The organism is Escherichia sp. KCJ4928 (genome assembly GCF_004352695.1).
GTDB lineage: Bacteria > Pseudomonadota > Gammaproteobacteria > Enterobacterales > Enterobacteriaceae > ECMA0423.
This window is the reverse complement of sequence record NZ_SJWV01000138.1, coordinates 1-11,250: the sequence shown is the minus strand read 5'-3', so window position 1 is coordinate 11,250 and position 11,250 is coordinate 1. Positions and strand designations below refer to the sequence as shown.

General features: G+C 49.6%; 13 protein-coding genes. 4 read left to right on the top strand and 9 right to left on the bottom strand.

What is annotated here, in order from left to right:
* Positions 1-275 precede the first annotated feature (275 nt).
* Together chiP and chiQ are read left to right on the top strand one after the other, a co-directional pair.
* Positions 276-1,682, top strand: a complete 1,407-nt coding sequence (gene chiP / locus E0D98_RS17285; RefSeq protein ID WP_001258837.1) for a chitoporin — start codon at positions 276-278, stop codon at positions 1,680-1,682.
* A 49-nt stretch (positions 1,683-1,731) separates the two neighbouring features.
* Complete coding sequence (gene chiQ, locus E0D98_RS17280) at positions 1,732-2,058, top strand: ChiQ/YbfN family lipoprotein (RefSeq protein WP_000733592.1); 327 nt, start codon at positions 1,732-1,734, stop codon at positions 2,056-2,058.
* Positions 2,059-2,142: 84 nt separating this feature from the next.
* Here chiQ and fur read toward each other — a convergent pair whose 3' ends face one another.
* From fur to ybfF, 5 genes are all read right to left on the bottom strand, one after another.
* Complete coding sequence (gene fur, locus E0D98_RS17275; RefSeq protein ID WP_000131702.1) at positions 2,143-2,589, bottom strand: ferric iron uptake transcriptional regulator; 447 nt, start codon at positions 2,587-2,589, stop codon at positions 2,143-2,145.
* A complete protein-coding gene (uof, locus tag E0D98_RS17270; RefSeq protein ID WP_001406816.1) occupies positions 2,582-2,668 on the bottom strand; it encodes a fur leader peptide in 87 nt (28 codons plus the stop codon). The genes fur and uof overlap by 8 nt, the downstream gene beginning before the upstream one ends.
* A 209-nt stretch (positions 2,669-2,877) precedes the next feature.
* Positions 2,878-3,408, bottom strand: a complete 531-nt coding sequence (fldA, locus tag E0D98_RS17265; protein ID WP_001018618.1) for a flavodoxin FldA — start codon at positions 3,406-3,408, stop codon at positions 2,878-2,880.
* A gap of 139 nt (positions 3,409-3,547) precedes the next feature.
* Complete coding sequence (gene ybfE, locus E0D98_RS17260; RefSeq protein ID WP_001300829.1) at positions 3,548-3,841, bottom strand: LexA regulated protein; 294 nt, start codon at positions 3,839-3,841, stop codon at positions 3,548-3,550.
* 139 nt (positions 3,842-3,980) lie between these two features.
* Positions 3,981-4,745, bottom strand: coding sequence for an esterase (gene ybfF / locus E0D98_RS17255; protein ID WP_000773302.1), 765 nt, complete (start codon positions 4,743-4,745; stop codon positions 3,981-3,983).
* A 184-nt stretch (positions 4,746-4,929) separates the two neighbouring features.
* On the opposite strand from ybfF, the gene seqA reads away from it, so the two are divergent.
* Positions 4,930-5,475 carry a replication initiation negative regulator SeqA gene (gene seqA / locus E0D98_RS17250; protein ID WP_000848387.1) on the top strand — a complete coding sequence of 182 codons (546 nt, stop codon included), beginning with the start codon at positions 4,930-4,932 and terminating at the stop codon, positions 5,473-5,475.
* A 25-nt stretch (positions 5,476-5,500) separates the two neighbouring features.
* Positions 5,501-7,141, top strand: coding sequence for a phosphoglucomutase (alpha-D-glucose-1,6-bisphosphate-dependent) (gene pgm, locus E0D98_RS17245; protein ID WP_001295675.1), 1,641 nt, complete (start codon positions 5,501-5,503; stop codon positions 7,139-7,141).
* A 55-nt stretch (positions 7,142-7,196) separates the two neighbouring features.
* On the opposite strand, the gene potE is transcribed toward pgm, so the two are convergent.
* From potE to E0D98_RS28530, 4 genes are all read right to left on the bottom strand, one after another.
* Complete coding sequence (potE, locus tag E0D98_RS17240; protein WP_000075845.1) at positions 7,197-8,516, bottom strand: putrescine-ornithine antiporter; 1,320 nt, start codon at positions 8,514-8,516, stop codon at positions 7,197-7,199.
* Entirely contained in the window at positions 8,513-10,711 is a 2,199-nt protein-coding gene (gene speF / locus E0D98_RS17235; RefSeq protein ID WP_001377916.1) for an ornithine decarboxylase SpeF, read from the bottom strand. The genes potE and speF overlap by 4 nt, the downstream gene beginning before the upstream one ends.
* Before the next feature lie 310 nt (positions 10,712-11,021).
* Complete coding sequence (gene speFL, locus E0D98_RS17230) at positions 11,022-11,126, bottom strand: leader peptide SpeFL (RefSeq protein WP_001312672.1); 105 nt, start codon at positions 11,124-11,126, stop codon at positions 11,022-11,024.
* On the bottom strand, positions 11,105-11,239 hold the full coding sequence (locus tag E0D98_RS28530; RefSeq protein WP_001299172.1) for a hypothetical protein: 135 nt from the start codon (positions 11,237-11,239) through the stop codon (positions 11,105-11,107). Before E0D98_RS28530 ends, speFL begins: the two co-directional genes overlap by 22 nt.
* Positions 11,240-11,250 lie beyond the last annotated feature (11 nt).

The window sequence follows — 11,250 nt, the reverse complement described above, 5'->3', positions numbered from 1 at the left end:
AAATGTAACCGCTTTCATCTTGCTGGAAATTCACGCTTTTATTCTTCTGCAAGCCTTTCAACCGCAAACTTAAGCCTTGTAACAAAAATCATCAAAATATGTGCGGTTGCTCATGTTCTTACATTCTGGTTACAGAAAGAGATTGATAATTCGCGTCGCGAAAAATAGTCTGTTCCTGTAGTCAGCGAGACTTTTCTCAACGCTACTTTTTTAATTTTTATTTTTTCGCTGTTCACCTTTGGTGCAGCAATTTATACGTCAAAGAGGATTAACCCATGCGTACGTTTAGTGGCAAACGTAGTACGCTGGCGCTGGCTATCGCCGGTGTTACAGCAATGTCGGGCTTTATGGCAATGCCGGAGGCTCGCGCCGAAGGATTCATCGACGATTCAACCTTAACCGGCGGTATATATTACTGGCAGCGTGAACGCGACCGTAAAGATGTTACCGACGGCGACAAATACAAAACCAACCTTTCTCACTCCACCTGGAATGCCAACCTCGATTTTCAGTCCGGTTATGCTGCTGATATGTTCGGCCTTGATATTGCTGCGTTTACGGCGATTGAAATGGCGGAAAACGGCGACAGCTCCCACCCGAACGAAATCGCGTTTTCAAAAAGTAATAAAGCCTATGACGAAGACTGGTCCGGCGACAAAAGCGGTATAAGCCTGTATAAAGCTGCGGCCAAATTTAAATACGGTCCGGTTTGGGCGAGGGCAGGTTACATTCAGCCAACTGGTCAAACGCTGTTAGCGCCGCACTGGAGCTTTATGCCAGGTACTTATCAGGGGGCGGAAGCCGGGGCGAATTTTGATTACGGCGATGCTGGTGCGTTGAGTTTCTCCTACATGTGGACCAACGAATACAAAGCGCCGTGGCATCTGGAAATGGATGAGTTTTATCAGAACGATAAAACCACCAAAGTTGATTATCTGCACTCCCTTGGGGCGAAATACGACTTCAAAAATAACTTCGTACTGGAAGCGGCATTTGGTCAGGCGGAAGGGTATATCGATCAATATTTTGCCAAAGCCAGCTACAAATTTGATATCGCCGGTAGCCCGTTAACCACCAGCTACCAGTTCTATGGTACGCGCGATAAAGTTGACGATCGCAGCGTCAACGACCTTTATGACGGCACCGCCTGGCTGCAAGCGTTGACCTTTGGTTACCGGGCGGCTGACGTAGTGGATTTGCGCCTCGAAGGCACCTGGGTTAAGGCTGACGGTCAGCAGGGATACTTCCTGCAACGTATGACTCCAACCTACGCTTCCTCCAACGGCCGCCTGGATATCTGGTGGGATAACCGTTCCGACTTCAACGCTAACGGCGAAAAAGCGGTCTTCTTCGGTGCGATGTATGACCTGAAAAACTGGAATCTTCCAGGCTTCGCCATCGGCGCTTCCTACGTTTACGCATGGGATGCTAAACCTGCGACCTGGCAGAGCAATCCGGATGCGTACTACGACAAAAACCGGACTATTGAAGAGTCTGCATACAGCCTGGATGCGGTCTACACCATTCAGGACGGTCGCGCAAAAGGCGCGATGTTCAAACTGCACTTCACCGAATACGACAACCACTCCGACATCCCAAGCTGGGGCGGCGGTTACGGTAACATCTTCCAGGATGAGCGTGACGTGAAATTTATGGTAATCGCACCATTCACCATCTTCTGATGCCCGACGCGGCAGGTTTTGTGCCTGCCGCACGTTTGAGGAATTTTCAATGAAAAAACTGATTCTCATCGCCATGATGGCATCGGGGCTGGTAGCTTGTGCGCAATCAACCGCACCACAGGAAGACAGCCGTCTGAAAGAGGCATACAGCGCCTGTATCAACACCGCGCAAGGTTCGCCAGAAAAAATTGAAGCCTGCCAGAGCGTGTTAAACGTGCTGAAGAAAGAGAAACAACATCAGCAGTTTGCCGACCAGGAAAGTGTACGCGTACTGGATTATCAGCAGTGTCTGCGTGCAACGCAAACCGGAAATGATCAGGCGGTGAAAGCCGATTGTGATAAAGTTTGGCAGGAAATTCGCAGTAATAACAAATAAGTGAGAGCTGTAACTCTCGCTTTTCTTATTTCCCTTGCATAAAAAAGCCAACCCGCAGGTTGGCTTTTTCTCATTCAGGCTGGCTTATTTGCCTTCGTGCGCATGTTCATCTTCGCGGCAATCGCCTTCGGCACAGTGACCGTAAAGATAGAGACTGTGGTTAGTCAGGCGAATGCCATGTTTTGCGGCAATTTCACGCTGACGCGCTTCGATGGAATCATCACTAAATTCGATAACCTTGCCGCAGTCGAGGCAGATCAGGTGATCGTGGTGATGTTGCTGTGTCAGTTCAAATACGGATTTACCGCCTTCAAAATTGTGGCGGGTGACGATACCAGCGTCGTCAAACTGGTTCAGTACGCGATATACCGTAGCCAGACCAATTTCTTCACCCATATCGATCAGACGTTTGTATAAATCTTCCGCACTGACGTGATGGTTGTCCGGCTCCTGAAGAACTTCCAGGATTTTTAAACGAGGAAGCGTTACTTTCAGGCCAGCTTTCTTTAGGGCGGTATTGTTATCAGTCATGCGGAATCTGTCCTGTTACTAAGCGGTTCACTTCATTAGAAGAAGTGACAGAATTTGCTCTTGAGATAATGCGTATCATTATAGAATTGCCACGCCTAAATGAAAACCACAAGTCCCTGGCAAATATTGTTAATAAAAACGTGGCACAGCTTACATTTACAACGGCAAGGCCACTTGAACACCGGGACATTGTACAGGTACAACAGCAAAAGTTACAAATTTGTAGCAATTATTTTGATTGGCATTATCTATTAATACGGCGTAGACATGAGTCTACGCCGCATCACATCAGGCATTGAGAATTTCGTCGAGATGCAACTCTTCAGAAATCTGTTTAACCCATTTTTCTACACGTTCAGCGGTCAGTTCCGGCTGACGGTCTTCGTCGATAGCCAGACCGACAAAGTGGTCGTCATCTGCCAGACCTTTTGATGCTTCGAAATGATAGCCCGCAGTTGGCCAGTGACCAACGATGGTTGCACCGCGCGGTTCAATGATGTCGCGGATGGTGCCCAATGCGTCGCAGAAATATTCGGCGTAATCTTCCTGGTCACCACAACCAAACAGCGCAACCAGTTTGCCGTTGAAATCAATCTCTTCGAGAGTCGGGAAGAAGTCATCCCAGTCACACTGCGCTTCGCCGTAATACCAGGTTGGGATGCCCAGCAGCAGAATGTCATAAGCTTCCAGATCTTCTTTGCTGCTTTTTGCAATGTCATGGACATCGGCAACGTCTTTACCAAGCTGTTTTTGAATCATTTTTGCGATATTTTCGGTATTACCGGTGTCGCTGCCGAAAAAGATGCCAGTGATAGCCATGAGTGAAATAACCTCTTGAAACTTATTGAAATGGGGGTGGAAAATTGCCCACGGATAAAGGCAATCATAGCAGAACAGGCAGTCTTGCGGAATCAGCAAACGAGCAGGACTGCACACTGTGCTACATGAAAGTGGAAATTTAAACGATGCCCTGACTACGCAGCGCCGCCAGTTGCTGCATTAACATCTCTTCGATCAGTTCGCTACGGCTCATATTGCGCGATTCCGCCAGCTCGTTCAGCGCCTCGACAGCTTCCGCGTTCAGCTTCAGTTCGACACGCTTAAGGCCACGTACTTTGTCGCGTTTTAGCTGGTTGCGTTTATTAATACGCAGCTGTTCATCGCGCGAAAGCGGATTAGTTTTCGGTCGTCCCGGTCGACGCTCGTGCGCGAACAGATCTAATGTCGTACGGTCCGTTTGTTCTTTGGCCATGATCTTGGTGACTTCGGGGGAAACAATCAGCCAGGCCTCTGCCCGGATGGATAGCGCGCCATAATACATCAGCGCGATGAGTCACGCCAACGCCCACGCGCGGAAAGCGACGCGGACGCTGGGTTTTTAATCAGTTGCGTTAATCATTGAGATAGCGACGGATAGCGCGTAATACCGCATCCGGTTTTTCAGCATGGACCCAGTGACCCGCGCCTGCAATCACATGCGCCCGTGCCCGTGGAAATTGTGCCAGTAAATCATCACGGTACTGTTCGCTAACATACGGAGAATTGCCGCCAGGGATAAACAGGGCAGGGTGATCCCATGCCGGGATTTTCTCCCAACCCACAATATGCGGATACTGATCCCACAATACCGGCACGTTAAAGCGCCACTCCCCGTCAACAAAAGATTTCAACAGAAACTGAATCACCCCTTCTTCATTAAGATGCTGGCGCATTATTGCTGCTGCTTGCTGGCGAGTTTGTGCGTCCGATTCACTGACCGCGTTGATGGCCGCGAAAATCTCATCATGCCGGCGAACGTGATAATCGACCGGAGCAATATCAATTGCCACCAGCTTGTCAATCCGATCGGGGGCCAGTGCAGTAAGTGCCATTACCGCTTTACCGCCCATGGAGTGACCGATAAATGTTGCTTTGTCGATCTGCAGTGCATCCAGGGTATCAACAAGATCCTGCGCCATCGCCGGGTAATTCATTACCGGCTCTCTCGGTGAAAGACCGTGGTTACGCATATCAACCTGGATGATATTGTGATCGTTTACCAGATCGCGAGCCAGTACGCCAAGGTTGTCGAGGCTACCAAACAGACCATGGACAAGAACGATGGGAGAATTATTGTGCTGGTTTTGTGCAGTTTGCGCGCGGATATTCAATTTCATGGCAAAGTTCTTTTTTTCGCGTTGTCGGGTTAGGGTATTATGTTGACCATTGTGCCACAGGGCTGCAACAAATAAGGTTTATTCCGAGTTTTTCTGCAAGCCAGGCTTGACGCTATCCGCTGCCGGGATTTATTCATATACTCCTGGCGACTTGTATTCAGCTAAGACACTGCACTGGATTAAGATGAAAACGATTGAAGTTGATGATGAACTCTACAGCTATATTGCCAGCCACACTAAGCATATCGGCGAGAGCGCATCCGACATTTTACGGCGTATGTTGAAATTTTCCGCCGCATCACAGCCTGCTGCTCCGGTGACGAAAGAGGTTCGCGTTGCGTCACCTGCTATCGTCGAAGCGAAGCCGGTCAAAACGATTAAAGACAAGGTTCGCGCAATGCGTGAACTTCTGCTTTCGGACGAATACGCAGAGCAAAAGCGAGCGGTCAATCGCTTTATGCTGCTGTTGTCTACACTATATTCTCTTGACGCCCAGGCGTTTGCCGAAGCAACGGAATCGTTGCACGGTCGTACACGCGTTTACTTTGCGGCAGATGAACAAACGCTGCTGAAAAATGGTAATCAGACCAAGCCGAAACATGTGCCAGGCACGCCGTATTGGGTGATCACCAACACCAACACCGGCCGTAAATGCAGCATGATCGAACACATCATGCAGTCGATGCAATTCCCGGCGGAATTGATTGAGAAGGTTTGCGGAACTATCTAAAACGTTGCAGACAAAGGACAAAGCAATGGCAATCCACAATCGTGCAGGCCAACCTGCACAACAGAGTGATTTGATTAACGTCGCCCAACTGACGGCGCAATATTATGTACTGAAACCAGAAGCAGGGAATGCGGAGCACGCGGTGAAATTCGGTACTTCCGGTCACCGTGGCAGTGCAGCGCGCCACAGCTTTAACGAGCCGCACATTCTGGCGATCGCTCAGGCAATTGCTGAAGAACGTGCGAAAAACGGCATCACTGGCCCTTGCTATGTGGGTAAAGATACTCACGCCCTGTCCGAGCCTGCGTTCATTTCCGTACTGGAAGTGCTGGCAGCGAACGGCGTTGATGTCATTGTGCAGGAAAACAATGGCTTCACTCCGACGCCTGCCGTTTCCAATGCCATCCTGGTTCACAATAAAAAAGGTGGCCCGCTGGCAGACGGTATCGTGATTACACCGTCCCATAACCCGCCGGAAGATGGTGGTATCAAGTACAATCCGCCAAATGGTGGCCCGGCTGATACTAACGTCACCAAAGTGGTGGAAGACAGGGCCAACGCACTGATGGCCGATGGCCTGAAAGGCGTGAAGCGTATCTCCCTCGACGAAGCGATGGCATCCGGTCATGTGAAAGAGCAGGATCTGGTGCAGCCGTTCGTGGAAGGGCTGGCCGATATCGTTGATATGGCGGCGATTCAGAAAGCGGGCCTGACGCTGGGCGTTGATCCGTTGGGCGGTTCCGGTATCGAATACTGGAAGCGCATTGGCGAGTATTACAACCTCAACCTGACCATCGTTAACGATCAGGTCGATCAAACCTTCCGCTTTATGCACCTCGATAAAGACGGTGCGATCCGTATGGACTGCTCCTCCGAGTGTGCGATGGCGGGTCTGCTGGCACTGCGTGATAAGTTCGATCTGGCGTTTGCTAACGACCCGGATTATGACCGTCACGGTATCGTCACTCCGGCAGGTTTGATGAATCCGAACCACTACCTGGCGGTGGCGATCAACTACCTGTTCCAGCATCGTCCGCAGTGGGGCAAAGATGTTGCTGTCGGTAAAACGCTGGTTTCTTCTGCGATGATCGACCGTGTGGTCAATGACTTGGGCCGTAAGCTGGTAGAAGTACCGGTAGGTTTCAAATGGTTTGTTGATGGTCTGTTCGACGGCAGCTTCGGCTTTGGCGGCGAAGAGAGCGCAGGGGCTTCCTTCCTGCGTTTCGACGGCACGCCGTGGTCCACCGACAAAGACGGCATCATTATGTGTCTGCTGGCGGCGGAAATCACCGCTGTCACCGGTAAGAACCCGCAGGAACACTACAACGAACTGGCAAAACGCTTTGGTGCGCCGAGCTACAACCGTTTGCAGGCAGCTGCGACTTCCGCACAAAAAGCGGCGCTGTCTAAGCTGTCTCCGGAAATGGTGAGCGCCAGCACCCTGGCAGGTGACCCGATCACCGCGCGCCTGACTGCTGCTCCGGGCAACGGTGCTTCTATTGGCGGTCTGAAAGTGATGACTGACAACGGCTGGTTCGCCGCGCGTCCGTCAGGCACGGAAGACGCATATAAGATCTACTGCGAAAGCTTCCTCGGTGAAGAACATCGCAAGCAGATTGAGAAAGAAGCGGTTGAGATTGTTAGCGAAGTTCTGAAAAACGCGTAAACACATTTAATAAAAAAAGGGCGGTCGCAAGATCGCCCTTTTTTACTTTGCTTTTTTAACCGTGTTTATTTTTCAGTTCAAAGCGTGGTGATACCAGACCATACAGTGTCCAACCAAGGAAGGTCACGATGGAACCGTACAGCATGGCTTCTTCCCCGGATGAGTACAGCGCATAAAAGCTATACATCGCGCCAACAAAAGCAACAAAGTTTGCAACTTTCGCTTTTGAGGGGGGCACATTAGCGACCTTCTGAATAATGACTAATGCCGCCATCGACAGAATATACGGGATGATATTGGTCACCACGGCCAGGTTAACCAGCACGTTGAACTGGCTGTTCAGTGACGGGCTAATGGTCATCAGTGCCAATCCACTCTGAATAATCACAATGGTCAACATTCCCTGAACCGGTGCATCCACTTTGGTTACACGGGAGAAAATTTTAGGGAAGTAGCCTTCATCAGATGAAGATTTAAACACCTGGGCAATGGTGAACTGCCAGCCAAGCAGCGAACCGCAGCAGGACATCACCATCAGCGCCATAATGACTTTACCCACTTCTGGTGTGAACATCTGTGCGAAGGCCAGGCCAAATGGTGCCGTTGAATTTGCCAGCTCCATATTAGGCACAATCCCTGCAATCACGTTGGTGGAGACGATATAAATCACCGCCGCACCTAACGTACCGCCGAGTACCGCGATTGGCACATTACGTTCCGGGTTTTCCACTACATCAGTATTCGCACACGCAGACTCCAGACCGAGAAAAGCCCACAGCGTCATAGCGATGGAAGAACCTACTGCACTGAAGAACGGTGCATGATGCGGATTCCAGGAATCAACGTAAAGCGTCGGGCTAAACCAGAACCAGCCGATAATGCACAGGCCTACCACCGGAATAATGACCCCCCACACGGTAATGCTACTGATTTGCCCGGTAATGCGCGCACCACCAAAGTTAGCCACGGTACAAATCCACAGCACCCCGATGGTCGCAAGACCAATCTGCACTGGCGACAAACTCGCGCCGAGCAGTTCGGTGCCGTAACCAACCGCCGAAATAGCAATCGCGACGTTAGCAATCAGCAGCGAGACACCGTAGGTGTAGTTCGCCATAAAATTGCCGGACTTACCGAAAGCATACTCGGCATAACCGCCCATACCACCTGATTTACGGCTGAACATACCGCATTTTGCGAATGCCCATGCCAGTGCCATTGAGCCTACGGCTGTCACCAGCCAGGAGATAATTGAAATTGTCCCAACTTCGGCAAGCTTTGTCGGCAGCATGATGATACCGGAGCCCATCATGTTGACCATCGTCAGTATGGTTAACTGAACGACGCCCATTTTGTTCGATTTAGCCTGACTCATAATTTTTCCCCTTTCAACAGGGTGCTTTGCGCATCACGAGGCTTGATGACATAGCACCAAACTTGCTTACGACCATCATGTTCTTCGATATAGACACCCTGAAGCTCCGGTGCAAAACCTGGCAACAGGTTGATCCCTTCTTCCAGAGCGCTGAAGTAACGCAGAACAGCACCACCCCAGATTTCACCCGGAACAACGCACAGCACACCCGGAGGATAAGGAAGCGCACCTTCGGCAGCGATACGGCCTTCTGCATCCGGCAGACGAACCAGCTCCACTTCACCGCGTAAATAGGCGTAGTTGGCTTCTTGCGGATTCATGCTTACGCGTGGGAAGTGTTCCTTACGGAACATCTCTTTTTGCAGTTGTTTCACGTTGTGACGGGCATACAAATCATGCATTTCTTGACACAACTGACGCAGGGTATAACCGGCGTAGCGCTCTTCATGCTGTTTGTAGATGGAAGGCAGCACTTCTGCTAATGGCGCGTCGGACTCAAGCAGTTTTTCGAAGCGTACCAGCAGGGCAACAAGTTGCTGAAGCTTGGCCATATCTTCTGCCGGAGTCAGCAGGAAGAGGATGGAGTTAAGATCGCATTTTTCCGGCACTACGCCATTTTCGCGCAGGAAGTTAGCAAGAATCGTCGCGGGTACACCGAACGCTTCATATTCGCCGTTACGTGCATCAATACCTGGGGTTGTCAGCAACAGTTTGCAAGGATCGACAAAGTATTGATTCTCTGCATAGCCTTCAAAAGAATGCCAGTGTTCCCCTGGTACAAACTGGAAGAAGCGCAGATCAACCGCAATTTGCGCTGTTTCATACGACTGCCAGGGTTTACCATCCACCAGTTCAGGTACGAACGGACGAATATGCTGACAGTTATCGAGGATCAGTTTGCGGGCATTAATGCCATTTACCACACAATCCATCCACATATTACGACCGCTGACACCTTCATGCATTTTGGCGTTGATATCCAGTGCGGCAAACAGCGGATAGAACGGGCTGGTGGAGGCGTGCATCATAAAGGCGTTGTTCATGCGTTTGTGCGGTACATAACGCTGTTGCCCTTTGATGTGGCTGTCTTTTTTATGGATTTGTGAAGTTTGAGAAAAACCAGCCTGCTGTTTATGTACGGATTGCGTAACCAGAATACCCGGATCGTTCTCATTAAGATCCAGCAACAGCGGCGAACAGTCAGCCATCATCGGAATAAACTGTTCATAGCCGACCCATGCGGAGTCAAAGAGGATGTAGTCACACAGATGACCAATTTTATCCACCACCTGACGGGCGTTATAAATCGTACCGTCGTAGGTGCCTAACTGAATCACAGCGAGGCGGAAAGGACGAGCCTCTTTTGCCCGCTGCGGTGCGACTTCCGCGATCAGCTCACGCAGGTAACTTTCTTCAAAACAGTGCGCATCAATGCCACCGATAAAGCCATACGGGTTACGTGCCGTTTCCAGATAAACCGGTGTTGCACCAGCCTGTAGCAACGCTCCGTGGTGGTTAGATTTGTGGTTATTGCGATCAAACAGCACCAGATCACCCGGTGTTAGCAGGGCGTTTAAAACCACTTTGTTAGAAGATGAAGTGCCATTTAGAACGAAGTATGTTTTATCGGCATTAAACACTTTTGCCGCATGTTGCTGTGCAATGCATGGCGCGCCTTCGTGAATCAGCAGATCGCCCATTGCCACATCCGCGTTGCATAAGTCGGAACGGAACAGCGTTTCTCCGAAGTACTCCACGAACTGATTCCCTGCCGGATGACGACGGAAAAACTCACCTCCCTGATGACCCGGGCAGTCAAAAGCGCTATTGCCCTGATTGACATAATCGACCAGTGCGCGGAAGAAGGGCGGGCGCAGTTGCGTTTCATAATGGCTAGCAGCGGTTTCTAACTGACGTCCATAAAACTCTTTCCGTGATTCGCAATGCTCGAAGACACCAGAAATACGTGGCAGATATTCTGCTGGTACACGTTCTTCATTTTCCGTTGCAATAAAAACAGGAATGTCATAGCCAGTAGCGTCTATTTCATCGAGTTTTCCACGTTCAACATCACTGACTGATAAAATAATGGCGGCAACGTCAATATAATTACTTTCGTCTATATTCACGCATGCACGATGAGTGGAAAAACAATCCGGGCAAGAACGACTAACGGCAATTTTTAATTCTGACATTTTGTTCATCTCTTTATTTCAGGTAATAGCAGGTCCTCAATTTCTCAAAGGAGAAATCGATCACGCTGGAAAAAAAGCAAAGCTCCACCGCTGATAAATAAATCAGTAGTTTGCTTTTTGCAGATGCAATAACCCAGACCAGCCCGGTAACTGGCTATACTCGTCATACCTCAAGTTGCAAGTGCTGCGACTCGAATTATTTAGAGTTTAAAAGGGTTAGCAGTATATGAGCACCGAGGAATACAGGTATTAACCTGTAATGCTTAAAGTCAGGGAGACCTGTACGTTGGGGTGCCCTTTAGTCAGAAGACTAGCGGGCATTAAAGAAATGAAAGTCAAAACTATTACGATGGGCAAACTTCATGATATGGGTTGTCCGCCTTATATGAGGCATTAAGCGGTTATTATTTTCCATTTACCTTTACCTCTTGCTGTGTCAGTTGAAGGTAGCGTTATTCTATCCATGAAATGGCTATAATCTGTGAAGAAGATCAACAAAAAACGATCATACCCCAAATAATAAATCATTAATTATGAAT

Excerpts from the sequence above, each read along its gene's own strand:
- chiP (WP_001258837.1), top strand. The coding sequence starts at position 276 with ATGCGTACGTTTAGTGGCAAACGTAGTACGCTGGCGCTGGCTATCGCC.
- chiQ (WP_000733592.1), top strand. The coding sequence starts at position 1,732 with ATGAAAAAACTGATTCTCATCGCCATGATGGCATCGGGGCTGGTAGCT.
- fur (WP_000131702.1), bottom strand. The coding sequence starts at position 2,589 with ATGACTGATAACAATACCGCCCTAAAGAAAGCTGGCCTGAAAGTAACG.
- uof (WP_001406816.1), bottom strand. The coding sequence starts at position 2,668 with ATGATACGCATTATCTCAAGAGCAAATTCTGTCACTTCTTCTAATGAA.
- fldA (WP_001018618.1), bottom strand. The coding sequence starts at position 3,408 with ATGGCTATCACTGGCATCTTTTTCGGCAGCGACACCGGTAATACCGAA.
- ybfE (WP_001300829.1), bottom strand. The coding sequence starts at position 3,841 with ATGGCCAAAGAACAAACGGACCGTACGACATTAGATCTGTTCGCGCAC.
- ybfF (WP_000773302.1), bottom strand. The coding sequence starts at position 4,745 with ATGAAATTGAATATCCGCGCGCAAACTGCACAAAACCAGCACAATAAT.
- seqA (WP_000848387.1), top strand. The coding sequence starts at position 4,930 with ATGAAAACGATTGAAGTTGATGATGAACTCTACAGCTATATTGCCAGC.
- pgm (WP_001295675.1), top strand. The coding sequence starts at position 5,501 with ATGGCAATCCACAATCGTGCAGGCCAACCTGCACAACAGAGTGATTTG.
- potE (WP_000075845.1), bottom strand. The coding sequence starts at position 8,516 with ATGAGTCAGGCTAAATCGAACAAAATGGGCGTCGTTCAGTTAACCATA.
- speF (WP_001377916.1), bottom strand. The coding sequence starts at position 10,711 with ATGTCAGAATTAAAAATTGCCGTTAGTCGTTCTTGCCCGGATTGTTTT.
- speFL (WP_001312672.1), bottom strand. The coding sequence starts at position 11,126 with ATGGAAAATAATAACCGCTTAATGCCTCATATAAGGCGGACAACCCAT.
- E0D98_RS28530 (WP_001299172.1), bottom strand. The coding sequence starts at position 11,239 with ATGATTTATTATTTGGGGTATGATCGTTTTTTGTTGATCTTCTTCACA.